A 19,076-nucleotide genomic window follows, 5' to 3' on the forward strand; every position below is an offset into this window, starting at 1 on the left:
GAATTAAACTTTCGTTTTAATACTTGACCTGTGAGCAGCTAAATACTTTTACACTCAGGCCAGCTCAAAAACGACCTTGAAGCATGTGAATCACCCGATAGGAACCCATTAACTTGGAACGCTCACGGCCTAACAAATTCGCACTTTTTCTGCTGACCCTTATTGTGGTTTTTCAGCCGATGGTGTCGTTTGCCGTGACGTTACCGGGACAGCATGTTGGGACCTCAAATGCACCGGTTATGGAAGACTGCCCCAAAGCAATCAGTTTTGGCGTCGCTACAGACCAAACTGATGAAAAATGCGGTGGCATGACGCTGGAAAGCTGCTCTCTGGCAATTAGCCAGGGTAATTGTGGGCTTTCAACAGTTTTGCTTCCTGCTGGCGAATTCAAGCAAGTTATCCAGTCTACGCCTGATCAGCTACCGATCGCTGTCGAGGGCGATTATCGCAGCATCATACTCGATACCCTGACTCCCCCACCGAATACCTCAATAGCCTAATCAATACCTGACTTGTTTGCCCGTCTAACTCCCAGCTAATTCGGCTGAGCGGGCGCATGTGCGCTATTACGAGGAAATATCATGAAATCATCCAGACGTCTTCTGGCGGGACTTACCGTCTCTAATCCCATGATGAACAAACACCTGCAGAAAATGATGAGTCGCATGTCAGCTGACGAACAGCAGACCATGATGTCTCGCTGCACTCCCCCGCACTCAATTTGATGATTTGGAGAGAGAACCAATGCGATTTGCCTTATTAGTGGCACTGGTTGCTATTGCCTTTATAGCCGGTTGGCTGGGCCGTCCATACGTGTTGCCTGAAGTGTCGGGAACAGCAATGAACGTATCCAGCGAGTTGGCAGGCAAAGAAGCACCGCTTTACTGGGTCGCACCAATGGACCTAATTATCGGCGAGACAAACCTGGACAGTCCCCCATGGGGATGGATCTGGTGCCGGTTTACGACGACAACAGCGTAGATAACGAGGACGGTGGCGTCAGTATTAACTCACAGATTCGCGCTAACCTCGGAGTCAAAACCGGTGCTGTGACGCGGGGTGCCGTTGCTGTTCCCGTCTCAACGGTGGGTTACGTCACTGACAATGAAGATCAGCTAACTCTGGTTCACAGTCGAATTTCTGGCTGGGTTGAGATGCTCCATGTGAAGTCCGTCGGCGAAAGCGTTGAGAAAAGCGAACCGCTGTTTGAGATCTATTCACCGGAGTTGGTCAACGCCCAGCAGGAGTTTCTGCTTGCCCTGCGTGTCAGCTCCGGCCCGGTCGCCGAAGCATCTGGAAACAAACTCCGCGCTTTGGGGATGACGGACGCCCAGATTGCATCGCTGAAGAAAAATGGAAAAGCGCTGCAGCGGATAACCATGTTTGCACCCAGCTCCGGTTATGTAACGAGCCTGAATGCCCGTGCGGGTATGTATATTCGCCCGGACACTGAAATCATGGCGATCGGTAGTCGGGATTCGGTTTGGATAATTGCAGAATTTTTTGAGCGTCAGGCGGGGCTGGTGAAAGCTGGGCAAACGGTGCGTTTCACGACCCCGGCACTCCCCAACACGGAATGGCAAGGCACAATTGATTACGTCTACCCGGAGCTCGACCCTCGCACACGGAGTCTTCAGGCAAGAATTCGTGTGCCCAACACGGAGGGTACCCTGCGACCCAATATGTTCGTCCAGTTAACAATGGATGCACCCATTGGTGAAAACTTACTGACCGTTCCAAGGTCCGCGCTGATCCAGCGTACCAATAGTCAGCACGTGCTGGTTGCGGAGGGCGACGGCTATTTTCGTCCTGCACCAGTGCGTATCGGCCAGGAAGTCGGCAATCGCATGGTGATCATTGACGGTCTTAATGAAGGTCAGCGGGTGGTTACATCTGCTCAATTTCTAATCGACTCGGAAACCAACCTGGATGAAGCCCTGTTGCGCTTCGAATCCGGCCAGACCAGCGCATCCAGTGGCATAGAGAACGCCGCAGCCGCAGGGTTGATCACGGGGGTCGGGAGGATTTCAGAACTTGACCTCGGCAGCGAATCCGCAAGCATCACGCTGAATCACGGTCCTATAACGGAACTGAGCTGGCCCGCCATGACAATGGCCTTTGGGCTGTCAGAGTCGGTCAGTACCGATGGGCTAGCGATTGACCAGGAAGTCACCTTTCGCTTTCGCGAAACACCCGAGGGCTATGTGATCGAAGGCCTGACAACCACGCCCAAGCCACAACAAAACATCGGAGAATAAATCATGAAGCTCACCACTCTTGCACTATCAATGACCATCGGCTTTGTCACGATTCCTGCGCTGGCCATTGCGGATGAGCCCATGCCCCCCATGTCGGGCATGGCGTCCGGGCAGTCTGTTGATGCGGTTGATAGCACCGGTGTCATCACAGCCATCGATCCCGAAAGCCGCAAGGTGACGCTCAGCCATGAGCCCATTCCCGAACTGAAATGGCCGCGCATGACCATGGGTTTTCCGGTTGATCCGGGCGTCAATATGGAGGCGGTCAGTAAAGGCGATTCGGTTGCCTTCACTCTCACCCCGACGAAAAGCGGGCAAAAAGTGACCCGCATCGAGAAACAATAGGTCCCTGCGGATGCCTGCGACCACTACCCGGGCGTCCGCGCATTCCAGAACCGGATGAACAATATGATCAATACCGTTATCCACTGGTCACTCCATAACCGTTTTTTTGTGCTTCTTGCCACACTGATCCTTACCGGGTGGGGCCTGTATTCGCTGAAAGAAACGCCGATTGATGCCATTCCGGATCTGTCGGACGTGCAGGTTATCGTTAAAACCAGCTATCCGGGGCAGGCACCGCAGGTTGTGGAAGACCAGGTTACCTACCCCCTTACCACTGCCATGCTGTCAGTACCCGGCGCGAAAACTGTTCGCGGCTATTCCTTTTTCGGGGATTCGTTCGTGTACGTGATATTCGACGACGATACCGACCTGTATTGGGCTCGCTCCCGGGTACTGGAATATCTGAGCCAGGTGGCCGGGCAATTGCCGGCCAGCGCCAAACCGGAACTGGGGCCAGATGCCACAGGTGTGGGCTGGGTGTTTGCCTACGCGCTGGTTGATCGAAGCGGCAACAATGATCTGGTGGACCTAAGGTCCTCCAGGACTGGTTTTTGAAGTTTGAACTTCAAACCGTCCCGGGGGTTTCGGAAGTGGCCAGCGTCGGCGGCATGGTCAAACAATATCAGGTGGTGGTCGACCCCAACCGTCTTCGTGCCCACGATATTACGTTACAACGCATCCAGGTGGCGATTAACCGGGGCAACCAGGAAGCGGGTGCCTCGGTGATTGAGATGGCGGAAGCGGAATACATGGTGCGGGTGACCGGTTATCTGACTAACGCCGATGATCTTCGGCAAATACCCCTCGGCGTAAACGTTAATGGCAAGCCACTGCTGCTTAAGGATGTGGCGGATATCCGGCTGGGGCCCAAGATGCGACGGGGCATTGCCGAGCTCAATGGCGAGGGCGAGGTTGCTGGTGGCATTGTGGTGATGCGGTTTGGCGAGAATGCCCTTGCAACCATTGAGGGCGTGAAGCAGCGCCTGCGCGAAATCGAGCCCAGCTTGCCCGACGGTGTGGAAATTGTGCCCACCTATGACCGCTCGACCCTGATCAACAACGCCGTGGACAATCTTTACACCAAGCTGGTGGAGGAGTTCCTCGTTGTTATTCTGATCTGCGCAGCGTTCCTCTTTCACCTGCGCTCATCCCTGGTTGTGATTGTCAGTCTCCCGGTGGGCATTCTGGCGGCGTTTGTGGTCATGCACTATCAGGTATCAACGCCAATATTATGTCTTTGGGCGGGATCGCCATCGCCATCGGTGCCATGGTGGACGGGGCTATCGTGATGATCGAAAACGTCCATAAACACATCGAAAAAACACCGTTGACGGCTGAGAACCGCTGGTCGGTCATCGCCCGGGCGGCCGGGGAAGTCGGTGCGCCGCTGTTCTTTTCACTGATGATTATCACCGTCAGCTTTTTACCGGTATTCACCCTGGAGGCACAGGAAGGCAAGCTCTTTGCTCCGCTGGCATTCACCAAGACCTACGCAATGGCAGCCGCCGCAGGGCTGGCGATTACACTGGTTCCGGTGTTAATGGGGTATTTCATTCGTGGCAACGTTCTCCCGGAGCACCGCAACCCTCTCAATCGCATGCTGATAGCGCTTTATTCGCCGGTCATTCGCTGGGCGTTGCACCGGCCGGCCATCATGATCATCGGCGGATTGGTCGTGCTCATGATAGGGCTGTGGCCAGCCAATAAACTGGGTAGCGAATTCATGCCGCCACTCAATGAAGGCGACCTGATGTATATGCCGACAACTTACCCGGGCATATCCATCGGCAAGGCACGGCAGATTTTGCAACAGACCGACAAAATGATCGCGACAGTGCCAGAAGTGGCGACAGTTTTCGGCAAGATCGGTCGCGCGGAAACAGCGACCGATCCGGCACCACTGACCATGATTGAGACCTTCATCCAGTTCAAACCCCGTGATCAGTGGCGGCCGGACATGACCCCCGACAAGGTTCGAAAAGAACTGGAACGGATCGTTAAACTGCCGGGGCTGACAAATGCCTGGGTCATGCCCATAAAAACCCGAATCGATATGCTCTCTACCGGCATCAAAACCCCCGTGGGCATCAAGGTGGCCGGTGCAGATCTAGCGGTTATTGAGAGCATCGGCCAGCAGCTTGAAACCATTCTCAACAAAGTCCCTGGAACCGCTTCTGCTTTCTCCGAGCGGGTAGCCGGTGGGCGCTATATCAAAGTGGATATACAACGTGACACCGCCGCCCGTTTTGGTCTCAACATAGAGGATATTCAGTCCATTGTGCGCACGGCGATCGGGGGCATGGATGTGGCAACCACGGTGGAAGGGCTGGAGCGCTACCCCATCAACATGCGCTACCCCCAGAAATACCGGGACTCAGTTGAGCAAATGCGGCTACTGCCGATAGTAACTCCAGACGGACAGCGCATTGCCCTGGCTGATGTCGCCGATGTCCGTATTGATAACGGGCCACCGATGATCAAATCCGAAAATGGTCGCATCAACGGCTGGACCCTCGTGGATATTGCAGACCGGGATCTGGGAACCTGGATTGAGGACGCGCAGGCAAGGGTTCGGGAAGAGCTTGACCTGCCCGCAGGTTATTCCATTACCTGGTCCGGTCAGTATGAGTATATGCAACGGGCAAAAGAACGGCTGACGGTGGTCGTTCCGTTGACGCTTGCCATTATCCTGATACTGCTATACCTGAACTTCCGTAATCTCATTGAGGTGGGCATCATCCTCGGCACCCTGCCCTTCGCCATGATCGGTGGTATCTGGCTGATGTATCTGCTGGGCTACAATCTGTCAGTAGCGGTGGCGGTCGGGTTTATTGCCCTCGCCGGTGTTGCCGTTGAAATCGGCGTGCTGATGCTGGTTTACCTGAACCAAGCCTTGCGCGAGGCGATGGAATCCGTTGACCACCAGATGTCCAGGCTCACTCCGACGTTGCTCAGCGAGGCCGTTTCCCGTGGCGCTGCCCAGCGGGTGCGCCCCATCATGATGACCTTTTCTGCCATCGTCGCGGGTCTCGTGCCCATCATGTTTGGCACTGGTACCGGTTCCGAAGTGATGCAGCGCATTGCCGGCCCCATGATCGGCGGTATGGTTACTACGCTCATTCTCACCCTGCTACTGATTCCTGTGATTTTCTACTTATGGCAGCTTCGTCGCCTGAAGCGCTTTGTACGTGAAGGAGCTCAATCATGACATTCGCTCTAACCCGATCGCTGATCCGTTCTATTCTGGCCGGTTCCATCCTGACGATCGCAGTGTCTGTCAGCTATGTCTGGGCTGAGGTAAAACCCGGACGGCCGGCGGATATTAATGACTGGATTGAAAAGGCACTCGACACCAATGCGTCGCTGGCTGGCACGCGAGAAACGATCTCCGCGGCCCGCGCCGCTGGCGAAGCCAGCGGTACCTGGGATGACCCGGTGGCGAAATACGCGTTAGCCCCACAAACCCTGGAAGGCGGAAGTACAGTAGGCCACCGCTTTGAAATCGCCCAGAAACTCCCGTGGCCAGATCAGTTGGAAGCCTCTGAAAACGCGGCGGCCGCCCAGATAAGAGGTGCCCGCGCGGACGCTCAGTGGGCGGAACGGCAATTAACAGCGCAGGTAAAAGCGGCTTACGCGAACTGGTGGTATATCGACCAAGCCATTCAACTGCACCATCAAACCCGCAACCATGTTGCGCAGCTTATTGAGATCACCGAGCAGCGGCTTGCCTACGGCAAGGCCCCGCAAAGCCAGTTGCTGCGGCTCACAACGGAACTTGATGCGCTGGATGCCCAGTTTATTGGTCTGGGAGAGGAGCAGGACAAACTGCGTGCCAGCCTGTTGCCGCTGTTGGGGGTTGAGCCCGGTTCGCAGCCTGTTTCATTGCGGGTTCCTCCGTTTTCAGCTTTACCACGGACAGCCAGCATCACTGACGCGCACCCGTTGTTGTTGTCTGTCAAAGCCCGAAAAGAAGCCGCCGCCGCCAGGCTAAAAGAAAAAGAAGCCGATCAGCGCCCTTCTTTTACCGCAAATGCGGGCTACAACAGTCTCTGGGCCGACGAGGACAAACGCTGGACCATCGGCTTTGGTGTTCAGATACCCTTCACCGGACGCCGCCAAAGCAGCGCGGTACAACAGGCAAAATCCCAACTGGCACAACAGGAGTGGAACCTGCTCCAGACCCGCCGAGAATGGCAGGCCGCGACCGCCCAGGCGATTGCGGCGATCCGCGCCAGCTATTCGCGACTGGATATTCTTAAGGACCGGCAGGTGCCGAACCAGACCGCACACTGGCAGGCGATGCTGGACGAAATCGGCAGCGGGCGTGGCGATATCGAAGCCGCCATCGACAGCGCCCGAAAACTGACGGCGCTCAAACTGGAGAAAGCGAGACTTCAAAAGCAACTGTTCGCCGCGTTGGGTCAGCTTGAAAGCTGGCTGCCAGAGGCCACGGCTGTTCAATAAGAGGCATGGAGGTCACTTCTTTTGTGATTGACAGGTGCCTCCCTTGTTATTACTTTAGGTTACAAGCTTAGATCATTATGAATTCATCGCAAGGATAAATTTTATGCTGTTCCGTCAGATTTTTGACAAAACGTCCAGCACCTATACCTACCTCATTGCGTCCGGCCGGGGTCGTGAAGCATTGATCATCGACCCTGTAAAAGAGTCTACGGATGCCTATCTTGTATTGATTGACCAACTTGGCCTCAAGCTTGTCAGGGCAATCGACACCCACACGCACGCTGATCACGTCACCGCCCTGGGCGCTCTGCGTGACGCCACCCAGTGCGTCACCGTCATGGGTGAATTTACCAAGGCGGAATGCGTGTCAGAGCATGTGTCGGAAGGCGACCGGATCGACATCGACGGCATCCGCCTGGAAGCCATATACACGCCGGGCCACACGGATGAATCCTTCAGTTTTTACTGGAATCAGGGCAGCCAGCAGGCGGTCTTCACGGGAGATGTGCTATTGATTCGCGGCAGTGGCCGGACGGATTTCCAGGGCGGCGATCCGCGCAAAAGCTACGACTCCATCGTCAACAAGCTGTTCTGCTTGCCAGACGATACGTTGGTTTATCCGGCCCATGACTACAAAGGAATGCTGAGCTCTTCCATCTACGAGGAAAAACATTACAACCCACGTTTGGCGGGCAAATCGGAAGCCGAGTACGCCCAGATTATGAATAATCTGGATTTGCCCGACCCCAAGCTGATGGATATTGCCGTGCCGGCAAATCTGGCATGCGGAAAGCAACAGTGACGCTTGTGAGCAAGGATTTTTACCCAAGGATATATTATTTGAATCGATGAGAATCTCTATTTTGCCAACGCCGACGCAGTAGAGACCTACCTCATACAGAAAGCAGCCTGCAATGATGGCAACCATTAGTCAGCCAAACATGCGTGGAAAGCTCTGGATGACCAAATACACGAGAGTTAGGATTGAGCTTACACGGGGAGAATTTAATGGATTGGACTTCAAATATTCAAGGCCTGATTGGAGGCGGGTTCATCGGCCTGTCTGCCGTTTTTCTGATGGCGACGCTTGGTCGGGTTGCTGGGATTAGTGGCATTCTTGCCGGTCTTTTTTTGGATAAACCCAACCGTGATGAGCTGGGTTGGCGATTGATGTTTCTACTTGGTCTGGTAAGTGGTCCACTACTTTTGATGCTATTTGGCGGCCTTGGCAACGCCGCCGACTCATCACAGGCTGTTATTGGTGCTCCATCCGGCGGTATCCCTTTGATGCTAATCGCAGGACTGCTTGTAGGCATCGGCACTGGCGTCGGCAGCGGCTGTACCAGTGGCCATGGCGTTTGCGGGCTTGCAAGGTTGTCGCGGCGATCGCTGGTCGCAACATTAGTCTTTCTTCTGGCGGCCATGGTCGTCGTTTTCTTGACCCGACATGTGATTGGAGGTGCCGTATGAGAGCATTCTTCGGCTATATCGCCGGGTTACTTTTTGGTGTTGGACTTGGGCTTGGTGGAATGACAGATCCCACACGTGTTTTAGGGTTTCTGGACATCTTCGGGGCTTGGGATCCAACACTGCTATTCGTGCTGGGCGGAGCGGTAATAACGACGTTTATCGGATATCGCGTGATACTCCGTCAAGCCAAGCCAATGTGGGGCGATAGCTTCCGGTTACCAACCCGCCATGATCTGGACGGGAAGCTCCTTATGGGGGCCGCTTTGTTTGGAATTGGCTGGGGACTGTCGGGCTATTGCCCGGGGCCGGCATTCGCCTCGATCGGTAACTCCTCATACCCGCTTATTGCCATGCTGTTTGCAATGATTGCAGGCTGGTGGGTCGCCAGGCGCTCGCCTTTTGTTCAATAGGCTCAACCCTCAAATCCTTGAAGGAGATATTCCATGGATATTAAAAAAATTGACGATCAATACAGCGTAATGGCGCAACCTGGTATTGACGACATTGAACAACTGGCAAACGCGGGTTTCCGCACCATTATTGCCAGCCGACCCAGAAATGAAACCGACGACCAGCCGGATACCGAAACCCTGAAAACGAAGGCAGAGTCGCTGGGTATAACCTGGCGCGAGATTCCGGTCGAACCGGGAAAGTACGCACCTGAAGACATCGAGGCTTTTGCCCGCGCCTTGCAATCATCCACGGACCCGGTTCTGAGCTATTGTCGCACCGGTAAGCGCGCCATCACTTGTGGGCCTATGCCAATGCGGCTCACCATCCGGTCACGGACCTTCTCGGCAAGGCCAGTGCAGCCGGCTTTGACCTGGAGCCGCTGCGAGGCGATCTTGAGGCGTATCGGAATCGGGTGGTGCAAAACTGATCGGAAGATCGTGAGGTTGATAAGATGTACCGATTGGGTATCTTCTCCCCACTTAGAATTCGCACCTACAAGCGCCTTTTCAGTGCCTAGGTAATCGCGCTGGCGCTTAAAATGATCGCCTATGTGGTCATCGCGCCGCTGTTTGGTGCTGTTGCCCAGAAACTTCCGCGCCGCTCTCTGCTGGATATCCTGCGAGCCTGCGTGGTGGCGGCTCTGATTACCATCATGACGTTTGATGTACTGTTTCTGATGAATGGTTTTGCCTTTGTCCTTTCCGCCGCTTTCGTCCTATCCGTCACCTTGCCCGCTCGCACTGACGGCTCTCTCGGTGAGCCCTTCTGGACGAGAGTCACCAAAGGCGCACGTATCTATCTGAAAACACCAAGACTCCGAGGGTTGCTTGCCCTGAGCATGGCGGTCTCTTCTGCGGGGGCCATGCAAATCGTCAACACGAACATGAAGGATGGGAGGCCCAGAACCCCACCACCACACCCACAGACATTCACACAAAATCCATGAACACGACTTCGTGATCGACGATCATCATATCTACTGGCCCAAATAAAAAGGGCGTGCTACCCATTGAGTAGCACGCCCTCATTATGCCGCCTGGATGTTACAGATCGCCGGTGTGGTTCGCCCCAACCGGGTTGCCGAATTCATCGACGAACACGAACAGCCTGGACTTGTTCTCATCCGTAGCCTTGGGGTTGGCGTACTCCACTACCCAAAGGCTACCGGCTGAGCTCGAACGTTGCTGGGCACTACTGCCTTCGATATCGCTCCATGCGGAAGAGACCTGGTTCGAACTGATCAGTTGCTGCTTTACGGTCGCTGCCTTCTGGGTTGCCTGTGCTTTGGAAATAGGCTCCGATACGCCGTGGCTATGCCCGGCACCCGCAAACGCCTGTCCAGCGAATGAAAAAACGAGAGCGACTGTGAACGAAAGAATGATGTTTTTCATGGAATAACTCCTTAACGATGATTAATTGATTACTTCTTGGTGATGCCGTCGTAAAAACCGCTGGTTCGGAGCACGATGGTAACCGTCTCGTCGCCGCGATTTCGCCAATACCAGCCATGGGTGCCGTCAAATGGCGCCTCGAAAGCACCGTTTGCAGCGGGTTCATTTCTTCCCTGCCAGTAGCTGGTGAAATTGTCGCCGTCGTTATAACGCTCACCGTGCATGTCGAAGTTAACGGGGCCGCCTTCCGAGGCCCAGTTGAAAACCATGCGGTCGCCTGCGTTCATGGTGGCCTTTACCTCAAGGCCCTCGTCCGGTTCCAGAGTGACTCTTGTTGTATCGGAACTCAGCTTGCCCGACGTCTTCCACACGGGGCCTGCGGGAAGCGCGAGCAGGTTGTCGGACGATGAGCCAACCTCCGAAGATGCCGGCTCCGCAGCATTTGCCTGGCTGAGCATGGTCAGTCCCATAGCCCCTCCCAGCCCGGTCGGATCAATACCGTATTCTGCAGGCAGAATAGCTATGATCAGAGTCAGCAGGCCAATGACAGCGGCAATACCGGTTGCCTTGATCAGGCTCTTTGTCGATGGCAGCCCTTCGCGATCCATATTTGAAATGTCTTGCATGATCTATGTCCTCAGGAAACGGTGTACAGACCGGTTAGTTGATAACCCATCAACATAAAGCCGGCACTCATAAGAAGAACGTTGGCGGCCAACGCCTGACGCGGGAAAAAGTCGGTTCTGCGCCAGAAATTCATGGCAATCAGAATGACGCTCAAAGCCATCAACTGACCGATCTCGACGCCCACATTGAACGCGAGGATGTTTGCCACCAGGCCATCTTCAGACAGCGTAAAGTCCTGAAGCTTGGTCGCCAGACCAAAGCCGTGGAAGAACCCGAAGATGAGAACGGCCGCTTTGGTGTTGGGTTGAAACCCGAACCAGCGCCGAAAAGCACCGAGGTTATCCATCGCCTTATAGACCACGGAAAATCCGATAATGGCATCGACCATGTAGGCGTTGACGTTGGTCTCGCTGAGCACGCCATACAAAAGCGTGACGCTGTGGCCAACGGCAAAGAGGGTCACGTAGATGCCCACATCTTTCATTCGATACAGGAAGAAAATGACCCCCGCCAGGAACAGTAAGTGGTCATAACCGGTCACCATGTGCTTGGCACCGAGATAGATAAAGGGCAACAGCTGTGCCCCGCTGGCTTGCTCAATGAACAGGGCATCGCCTTCTTCAACGCCATGGGCAAAGAGCAGAGTGGAAAAGAACAGGCTGACGAAGGCAGTCGCAAAAAGCAAAAGCCCACGCCTGTCTACGCCGGAAAAGCGCAGTAACGGCAAAAATGACATCCGGTTATCTCCGAATTGTGAAATCAGAACTTGTGAACGGCGCTGTCTATGGCGCCAAAATCAGGTGTGGACTTCAGGCTTTCGGAGGGCGATACAGCGAGGATGCCTGCTCAGACAGAGGCGACGGAGGTCTTTGCAATTCGGGCGCATCCCGCCCGGAAGGAAGTGGCATCGCTGCAATAGTCAAAGGCATATGGTTTTCAAACGCACCCATCACATGGAGCATCAAGTGGTCGCCGTCGGTCATCTCGACGGAATCGATATGAAGGTGATCAAGAGAAGAGTCGTGAAAATGCCCATGATTTTGAGCGAACTCGATCAAAGACAGGCTTTGGGAAGCCTGGTGAACGCTCTGATCCGAGGCCCACGCACCACGAAAAAGGATAAGCAATGACAGCACTGTGACTACCAAAATTGCTTTGCCAGTGACAGATTGGGTTTGGTTCAGAGACACAGACTCACTTATCAGTTGCTCAAATCAGGTTTGAAGACTATCCAAATACTGTATTCATTGCAAAAGTATGTTTTTGCTAAAGGAAGGCCGGGAAACGGGGTTAAAGCCAGGCTGGAGACAATAGAGATGGTTGGCTATTTCTGGCTATTAATATACCCTAGCCCCCTATTGTATAATTCAGATTACTATCTATGAGTCACCCATGAGCCATATCACTCAAAACAAACCCAAGTTGCTGGGACGCGTACGACGTATGCGTGGTCAAGTCGAAGCACTGGAACGTGCGATCGAGGCGGACAAAGGCTGCGCCGAGGTGCTACACCAGATCGCGGCTGTGCGCGGTGCCATGAATGGCCTCATGGCGGAAGTCATGGAGGATCATATTCAGATGCACGTCGCTCATCCCGACATCGAAAGCGACGCAGAGCGTCGCAAGGGAGCTGACGAGCTGATCAGCGTCATTCGCACATATCTCAAGTAGGGACCATCTCGTCATTCGGGAAATGCCGAACGCCCACCCCCCTGATTAAAGCCCCTTGGCCTGAATACGAGGTGTATTAAGAGGCTCCACTCATTACCAGGAACACAGGCGCATGTACGAAGAAAATATCGCAGGATTGCATCACGATCACACGTTTGGGCAAGATCAACGCCGGTCCGGTGAAAAACGTACGCTGATCGTCGTCATACTAACTCTGGTGATGATGGTCTGGGAAATTGCAGCGGGCTTGATCTATGGCTCCATGGCACTGCTCGCTGACGGATTACACATGGGCTCGCATGCGACTGCATTGGGCATTGCTGCTTTTGCATACACCTATGCCAGGAGAAACGCCACCAACTCCCGCTTCAGTTTTGGTACTGGCAAGGTTAATGCGCTGGGGGGATTCACCGGCGCCATACTGCTGGCCGGCTTCGCATTTTTTATGGTGATTGAAAGCGTCGACCGTTTTCTGAACCCGGCTGCTATATCGTTCAACGGTGCCATTTTTGTTGCAATTGTGGGCCTGATTGTCAATGGCGTATCGGCATGGATTCTCGGCGACGACCATGACCACAGCCATGCACATTACGAAGACGGTTCACACAAACCCCAAGATCACCGGCATCACGACCACAATCGCCGCGCCGCCTATTTTCACGTGCTGGCCGACGCGCTCACCTCTGTTCTGGCCATCGTCGCCTTGCTTGCCGGCAAATACGCCGGTTGGAACTGGATGGACCCCGCGATGGGCATTGTTGGTGCTATTCTCGTCACTCGCTGGTCCTGGGGATTGTTGCAGGCAACTTCGAGCGTATTGCTTGATCAGCAACAGACTGCTATCGAGCAGGACATAAAGCGTGTGGTGGAGTGCGGTGATACGCGGCTAAGTGACCTTCATGTGTGGTCGATCGGGCCGAATCTATACGCTGCTATTGCCGCGGTCGTTACCCATAACCCACAGTCGCCCGGACATTATCGCGAACGCATCCAAAAAAATAATTCATCGCTCGTGCATGTGACCGTGGAAGTCGAGACCTGTCCATTGAATTCCGTCCTTTTTTAATGCCTTCATTTATGAACTATTCGCGGAATCGAAGCTTTTCCGCATTGGAAAAAACGCTTGACCTGGAGTTAACTCCAGCCACTATCCTGTGCTGGTCTGGTTAGTAACCACGCGGACCAGCTGTTTTCAGGGGAGACAAAGGTTGAAATTAAACAGACGGCGGTTCGGAACCTGTGTTCTAGGGCTTTCGCTAGTACCACTGGCGAGTTACGCCCACGATCCGGTTTTCGGATTAGGACCTCACACGCTCTTCAAGGGGGGCTTTGAATTCCACGCCGGTGCCTTGCGGAAAAAAGCGGGCGAGGATTCAGAGAATGAGTACGCAGTGGCTGTCAATTACGGAATTACCAGCGATTGGACTGTGGGTACTGAAGCACCCTACTCCGACCTGAACAGCCCGGGTGCAAGTGTATCGGGGCGTGGCGATATTGGGCTATCCACGAAATACCGATTCTGGCGCAATGACCAGCTTGGGGTGCAGGAATCCGCAGCAGCATCGCTGGCTACCATTCTGGATACCGCCGGTGACGATCAGGTGGGTAATAACGCAACTGATGTGATCGCCGGGCTCACTTACGGTTACGAAGGCCGCAAATGGTACCGCTGGACCGCCCTGCGCTATCGGCGCAACGGCGAAGGTGACGGCGGATTCGAGCGTGGCGACAAAGTGCTTTTCGACCTGGTTGGCGGTATCCGGTTTGCGCCCACGACCTACCTTGAACCCGACTGGGTATGGATGCTTGAGCTCAACGGCGAGTACATCCAGCGCGCCCGGATGAATGGGGCCAGTGTCGCCGATTCCGGAGGCTCCGAATGGTTTATCAGCCCGGGACTTATGTGGACCTACCGCAATGTCGCCGTCAAAACCGGGGTGCAGCTTCCGATCATTCATGACCTCAACGGCGCGCAGCAGAATACAGACTATCGCGCCACTCTGGAGCTGGAGCTCCACTATTAAATCGCGACGGGAACAGCAATCATGAAAAAAATCTTTTACGCCCTGCTACTGTCAGTGACTCTGATCGGAGCGGCGATAGCCGATACCCGTTATTCAATGCGCGTTGATGGGCTTGCCTGCCCCTACTGCGCCTACGGCATTGAGAAAAAGCTCAATCAGGTTGAAGGCGTCACTGATATCGACATTGATCTTAACAAAGGCCTTGTGAGTGTGATCGTCACTGAAGGGGTTGAACTGTCTGAGCCAGAAATGGAAAAGCTGTTTGACGATGCCGGCTTCACCTTTCGCAGCATGGAAAAAGAGACGATCTGAATAGCCGCTTGCCCGGCCAGGACGTTCGATATCACAAGGGTTTAAATGCCAATGCGAAAAACCATCACAGTGGCCACTGTCGCCATATCGGCCCTGCTCTTGCAGAGCTGTGGCGCCTTCAACTGGAATCAGGAAGCGCCCTACACGCAGGTCATGGCCTGGGGCGAAAAAGGCGATCAACCGGGCCAGTTCAATGATCCCACTGGCATTGCCGTTACCGCGACCGAAGTGTTTGTCGCCGACGCCCGCAACAGCCGTATTCAGGTGTTCGACAAAAATGGAAACTTCCGGCGGTCCTTTGGTCAGGACCAGCTTGAGCGTCCGATGAATCTGTCGATTGCTAACGAACGGCTTTATGTACCCGATTACTTCAAGGATGTTGTGCACGTTTTTTCAATCGACGGGCGCTATCTGACCGCGATAGAAAGTGAAGACCCTTTCAACAGCCCCGCAGGCGCGTCAGCGTTCGCCGATGGCAGCCTACTGGTTGCCGACACTTACGGCCAACGGGTCGTTCATGTATCCACTGAGGGTGAGATTCGCAACATTTGGTCCGGGAAAGGCATCTGGTCGGGTGAGTTCAACTACCCAACAGATGTAGCCATCAGCCCAAAGGGCGGATTCTACGTCGCGGATGGCTATAACGACCGGGTTCAGCAGTTTAACGCCAACGGCGAGTATGTGCGTAAATGGGGCGGGCCTTTTGGGCTCAACATCTACGGCCCCTTCAAAGGCTGGTTTGCCACAGTCACTTCCATAACCGTCGGGCCTGAAGGCAACGTATTCGTGGCTGATTTTTATAATGATCGGATTCAGAAATTTACGTCTGACGGCATTTACCTGACGTCATTTGGAAACTCATCAGGCAAACCCGGACAAACCGAGATTGCGGTCGCGGTAGACGGTGACGGCACTGTCTGGACGGCTAATTTTGCTGACAATCATATAGAAAAGTGGCGCCCAAAGAAAAAATAAAGATCGTGGCAATTCTCCTCTTAATCCCCTTAACAACCGTCACCAGATTGCCTGCAGACCCATTCTGAATAGAAATTGTTATCGTTTACATTTACTAAATGGGCCCGTAAACTCATGTCGTCAATCGAGAGCCTCGGTATGGGCACCCACTTCAATGGATGACGGAGATATCATTGTGATTAAAAGAACGGCTTTTGTTTTCGGGCTGGCGGGAAGTTTGGCGACACCTATCGTTATTGCCGAAGAGGCTAGTAATAGCGATGAACAGTTGTGGCAGGTAATCGAAGAGCAGCAGAAGCGGATCGAGACCCTGGAAGATTCGATGAATTCGTCTGGCGAGTCCAAGGTTAGCGACAATGGCTCTGTGCAGTCTGGCGCAAGGGACTTTCATATAGGTGGATACGGTTCGATCCGCGCCGAATCAAACAACTTGGACGCCGACCAGGACACCTTTACTTTTCGACGTTTTGTTTTGACGGGCGACGGTAAAATTAACGACCGCCTTGAAGCTTACTTCGAGTTGGAATTTGAGCGGTTTGGCGCAATTGAGCTGGAAAAAGGAGCTTCGGCAGGGTCTGATGGTTTCTCTGCAGGACAGGCAATCGAAGGAACCAATGGCTCAGAAATATCGATGGAACAGGCCTGGGCAAGATATCGTATCAATGACAGCGTCAATCTGGACATGGGTGCCCTGCTTGTTCCTTTAGGCCGCTTTAATATCAATCATGATGACAATCAATGGAATTTGACTCGTCGTACTCTGGTAGACAGGGGTGCGCCCGTCTTGCCAAACAAGGCCGCATGGCCAGAACTGGGGCTGGGTTTTTCAGGACTGGTAGAAACCCGGGCGGGCCTGGTTGACTACCGACTTTACGCAGTAAACGGCGTCAACCTCGACTTCGAATTCGAGGGCGAAGTAGCAGCCGAACCTGCTGGCAACTCAACGATAGGTGTCACCAAATTTGAAGCTGGATTTGCCCCTTCCCGCGGCGGATTTTCCAACGATCTTAACGGCAATAAAGCCATTACTGGGCGGCTGGGCCTGTTGCCTGAACCGGGACAGGAATTCGCCGTTTCTGGATATTACGGACGCTATACGCCGGATTTCATGGACTCTGAGTCGGTGTGGTCAGTTGCCGTTGATGGGCTTCATACTTTTGGTGGGTTTGAATTTGAATACGAGGTTGTTCACACCGATTGGGGCAATATTGATGACGTTGCTGCCAGTTTCGCCCGTGCCGCTGTAGATAAAGAAGTGGAGGCAAAGATCAGTGCCGAAGGCGGTGAAACCACAGAAGTCGTTAGCGAAATCACGCTCGGCGGGCTCGCTGAAAGCCGCACAGGTTATTGGATAGAAGCTCGTTACCCATTCTGGCCGAAAGCACTGGATAATACCTTTCTAGGGCGTGGTTTCGGCAACCCCTCTCTTGAACCGACCGTTCGCATGGAGCAGGTTGTTATTCGCAATAGGATAACCGGTATTGAGTTCTCCAATCGTCAGATCACCGAACTCGACAAAGAGAAAAGTTCTATTGTTAACCGCGCCACCCTTGGCCTGGCCTATCGTCCGGTTCCAGACTGGGTAATTTCATTTGCCACAGAATACACTTGGACTGACGAACAGACACTGGCCGGTTTAACCAACTTTATTCCGGCTGGAGAAGATGAAGACAGTGTTCTAGCGTTCTCGACGGGCGTAGCATACACCTTTTAAAATGCCGTGTTGTCTGAGGCAGGCGCGTGTGCCGCGCCTGCCTCAGAATTCAATAATAAGGTTGTTCTCATGAGTTACCCGCTTGGGCGCGCCCACCTTTTGCTTGTACTCATTTTGCTGTCTGTTCCGATGCCCCTTCTGGCTGATGAGGTTTATAAAGAACCTCAGGTATTTTTGAGAGAATCGTTTGCCGGTGATATCCCGGAACCCGCCGCACTATGGATTGTGGGCGAAAAAAAGGCGGTTGCCGCAGATGTATTGGGGCATCCACCCGCCGCGTTGCGTGAACGATACTGGAAGCAAGGTTCACGGGTTGCCTGGATACTGGAGGAAGTTGGCAAAGCACGTCCGATTACTGTCGGTATATTGGTGGATAACAATGTCATTCGTAAACTGGACGTACTCGTGTACCGGGAGACGAGAGGATGGGAAGTTCGATACCCCGTTTTTACGAATCAGTTCAAAGGCGCGGAACTTGAGGGCGGCAAAACGCTCAACCAACCCGTAGACGGCATTACCGGTGCCACCTTGTCAGTCTACGCGCTCAAAAAATTGGCACGTTTAGCGCTCTATTACAGCCAGTTGGTTAATGACTCGTGATTTCGTTCACACGCTCCCGGCAAACCCGGCGCAAATTTTTACGCCTGTCGCATCGCTATATCGGTGTAGTTTCAGCTGTTTTCCTGATATTGATTGCAGCAACCGGCACTGCAATCAACCACTTGAAAGATGTTGGTATGGAAGACAGTGTTCTGACCTGGCCCCCACTTCTGAGATGGTACGGACTGAGTAACGGACCACAGGAAATTGTCAGCTTTAACACCGATAGTGGTGTGCTTGTGAGCTGGATGAACAGTCAGCTATTTCTTGGCAAGGAACCTCTACAGCTCGAACAAATCGTCGACAGTCCGCTTTTGGGTATTGTTGAAGGCCCGGGTTTTTTAGCAGCCGCGACGTCGGATTCGATAACCCTCTTGACTCGAACTGGCGTGCTGATTGATCGCCTTGGGCAAGAAAATTTGCCCGGCCGTATCCGGAAATTCGGTTCGAAAGCCGACTCTTTTTTTATTGACACGCCAAACGGACAATTCAGGACGACCTCGTCGTTTCTGAGCTGGACCCAGGCCCCATCTGTAAACGAGCAGGTTGCCTGGTCAAGTCAACGCCCAACACCTGCGGCGGTCAGAAAGCAGCTTCTTGATACCTATCAGGGCGGCGGCATTTCTTTGCAGCAGTTCCTGCTGGATCTCCATTCAGGGCGTATTTTGGGCATTGGGCCGTGGATATCTGACTTGTCAGCATTGGCCATTCTACTGCTAGCAATCTCAGGAATAATTAACTGGAGACGCCTCCCACGCTGATCCAGTCGCAT

At 53.7% G+C, this 19,076-nt stretch carries 23 protein-coding genes and 1 pseudogene; 20 read left to right on the forward strand and 4 right to left on the reverse strand.

The genetic code is table 11. The features are described 5' to 3' along the window. The first annotated feature begins 113 nt into the window (after positions 1–113). The 12 genes and pseudogenes from BCA33_RS01060 to BCA33_RS01105 all read left to right on the forward strand — a co-directional run bounded on the left by BCA33_RS01060 (position 114) and on the right by BCA33_RS01105 (position 9,936). Positions 114–500, forward strand: a complete 387-nt coding sequence (locus BCA33_RS01060; RefSeq protein ID WP_071262968.1) for a hypothetical protein — start codon at positions 114–116, stop codon at positions 498–500. A gap of 81 nt (positions 501–581) precedes the next feature. Then, on the forward strand, positions 582–725 hold the full coding sequence (locus BCA33_RS20405) for a hypothetical protein (RefSeq protein WP_175469662.1): 144 nt from the start codon (positions 582–584) through the stop codon (positions 723–725). A gap of 19 nt (positions 726–744) precedes the next feature. After that, complete coding sequence (locus BCA33_RS20140) at positions 745–981, forward strand: hypothetical protein (protein ID WP_139172844.1); 237 nt, start codon at positions 745–747, stop codon at positions 979–981. Beyond that, a complete protein-coding gene (locus tag BCA33_RS01065) occupies positions 939–2,258 on the forward strand; it encodes an efflux RND transporter periplasmic adaptor subunit (RefSeq protein ID WP_071262969.1) in 1,320 nt (439 codons plus the stop codon). Before BCA33_RS20140 ends, BCA33_RS01065 begins: the two co-directional genes overlap by 43 nt. A 3-nt stretch (positions 2,259–2,261) precedes the next feature. Then, the gene (locus BCA33_RS01070; RefSeq protein ID WP_071262970.1) at positions 2,262–2,603 is read left to right on the forward strand and encodes a copper-binding protein; all 342 of its coding nucleotides are present in this window, start codon (positions 2,262–2,264) and stop codon (positions 2,601–2,603) included. 63 nt (positions 2,604–2,666) lie between these two features. Next, positions 2,667–5,811, forward strand: a pseudogene (locus BCA33_RS01075) (efflux RND transporter permease subunit). Beyond that, the gene (locus BCA33_RS01080; RefSeq protein ID WP_071262971.1) at positions 5,808–7,067 is read left to right on the forward strand and encodes a TolC family protein; all 1,260 of its coding nucleotides are present in this window, start codon (positions 5,808–5,810) and stop codon (positions 7,065–7,067) included. Before BCA33_RS01075 ends, BCA33_RS01080 begins: the two are co-directional and overlap by 4 nt. Before the next feature lie 103 nt (positions 7,068–7,170). Continuing rightward, entirely contained in the window at positions 7,171–7,869 is a 699-nt protein-coding gene (locus tag BCA33_RS01085; protein WP_071262972.1) for an MBL fold metallo-hydrolase, read from the forward strand. 206 nt (positions 7,870–8,075) lie between these two features. Next, the gene (locus BCA33_RS01090) at positions 8,076–8,537 is read left to right on the forward strand and encodes a YeeE/YedE family protein (protein ID WP_071262973.1); all 462 of its coding nucleotides are present in this window, start codon (positions 8,076–8,078) and stop codon (positions 8,535–8,537) included. Further along, positions 8,534–8,947, forward strand: coding sequence for a DUF6691 family protein (locus BCA33_RS01095; RefSeq protein WP_071262974.1), 414 nt, complete (start codon positions 8,534–8,536; stop codon positions 8,945–8,947). Before BCA33_RS01090 ends, BCA33_RS01095 begins: the two co-directional genes overlap by 4 nt. A 33-nt stretch (positions 8,948–8,980) precedes the next feature. Then, positions 8,981–9,511, forward strand: a complete 531-nt coding sequence (locus tag BCA33_RS01100; protein ID WP_254774074.1) for a sulfur transferase domain-containing protein — start codon at positions 8,981–8,983, stop codon at positions 9,509–9,511. Between the two features lie 17 nt (positions 9,512–9,528). After that, complete coding sequence (locus tag BCA33_RS01105) at positions 9,529–9,936, forward strand: hypothetical protein (protein ID WP_071262975.1); 408 nt, start codon at positions 9,529–9,531, stop codon at positions 9,934–9,936. A gap of 97 nt (positions 9,937–10,033) precedes the next feature. Here BCA33_RS01105 and BCA33_RS01110 read toward each other — a convergent pair whose 3' ends face one another. The 4 genes from BCA33_RS01110 to BCA33_RS20145 all read right to left on the reverse strand — a co-directional run bounded on the left by BCA33_RS01110 (position 10,034) and on the right by BCA33_RS20145 (position 12,198). Next, on the reverse strand, positions 10,034–10,381 hold the full coding sequence (locus tag BCA33_RS01110; RefSeq protein ID WP_071262976.1) for a DUF6488 family protein: 348 nt from the start codon (positions 10,379–10,381) through the stop codon (positions 10,034–10,036). Positions 10,382–10,410: 29 nt separating this feature from the next. Beyond that, positions 10,411–11,007, reverse strand: a complete 597-nt coding sequence (locus BCA33_RS01115) for a hypothetical protein (RefSeq protein ID WP_071262977.1) — start codon at positions 11,005–11,007, stop codon at positions 10,411–10,413. Positions 11,008–11,018: 11 nt separating this feature from the next. Then, positions 11,019–11,744, reverse strand: a complete 726-nt coding sequence (locus BCA33_RS01120; RefSeq protein WP_071262978.1) for a HupE/UreJ family protein — start codon at positions 11,742–11,744, stop codon at positions 11,019–11,021. A gap of 73 nt (positions 11,745–11,817) precedes the next feature. Beyond that, on the reverse strand, positions 11,818–12,198 hold the full coding sequence (locus BCA33_RS20145; protein ID WP_139172845.1) for a hypothetical protein: 381 nt from the start codon (positions 12,196–12,198) through the stop codon (positions 11,818–11,820). 202 nt (positions 12,199–12,400) lie between these two features. Between BCA33_RS20145 and BCA33_RS01130 the strand changes: the two genes are divergently transcribed. The 8 genes from BCA33_RS01130 (at position 12,401) to BCA33_RS01165 (ending at position 19,065) form a co-directional block, all read left to right on the forward strand. Further along, a complete protein-coding gene (locus tag BCA33_RS01130) occupies positions 12,401–12,679 on the forward strand; it encodes a metal/formaldehyde-sensitive transcriptional repressor (protein ID WP_071262981.1) in 279 nt (92 codons plus the stop codon). A gap of 112 nt (positions 12,680–12,791) precedes the next feature. Beyond that, a complete protein-coding gene (gene dmeF / locus BCA33_RS01135) occupies positions 12,792–13,745 on the forward strand; it encodes a CDF family Co(II)/Ni(II) efflux transporter DmeF (RefSeq protein ID WP_071262983.1) in 954 nt (317 codons plus the stop codon). A gap of 142 nt (positions 13,746–13,887) precedes the next feature. Continuing rightward, on the forward strand, positions 13,888–14,703 hold the full coding sequence (locus BCA33_RS01140) for a hypothetical protein (protein ID WP_139172846.1): 816 nt from the start codon (positions 13,888–13,890) through the stop codon (positions 14,701–14,703). 21 nt (positions 14,704–14,724) lie between these two features. Then, positions 14,725–15,015, forward strand: a complete 291-nt coding sequence (locus tag BCA33_RS01145; RefSeq protein ID WP_071262985.1) for a heavy-metal-associated domain-containing protein — start codon at positions 14,725–14,727, stop codon at positions 15,013–15,015. A 45-nt stretch (positions 15,016–15,060) separates the two neighbouring features. Further along, a complete protein-coding gene (locus tag BCA33_RS01150; RefSeq protein WP_071262986.1) occupies positions 15,061–15,990 on the forward strand; it encodes an NHL repeat-containing protein in 930 nt (309 codons plus the stop codon). Between the two features lie 154 nt (positions 15,991–16,144). Further along, the gene (locus BCA33_RS01155) at positions 16,145–17,704 is read left to right on the forward strand and encodes a porin (protein ID WP_071262988.1); all 1,560 of its coding nucleotides are present in this window, start codon (positions 16,145–16,147) and stop codon (positions 17,702–17,704) included. 69 nt (positions 17,705–17,773) lie between these two features. Further along, positions 17,774–18,304, forward strand: a complete 531-nt coding sequence (locus tag BCA33_RS01160) for an FMN-binding protein (protein ID WP_083394596.1) — start codon at positions 17,774–17,776, stop codon at positions 18,302–18,304. 239 nt (positions 18,305–18,543) lie between these two features. Beyond that, complete coding sequence (locus BCA33_RS01165) at positions 18,544–19,065, forward strand: hypothetical protein (RefSeq protein ID WP_175469664.1); 522 nt, start codon at positions 18,544–18,546, stop codon at positions 19,063–19,065. Positions 19,066–19,076 lie beyond the last annotated feature (11 nt).

Origin of the sequence: Marinobacter sp. AC-23 (assembly GCF_001858325.1) — a bacterium.
Lineage (GTDB): Bacteria > Pseudomonadota > Gammaproteobacteria > Pseudomonadales > Oleiphilaceae > Marinobacter.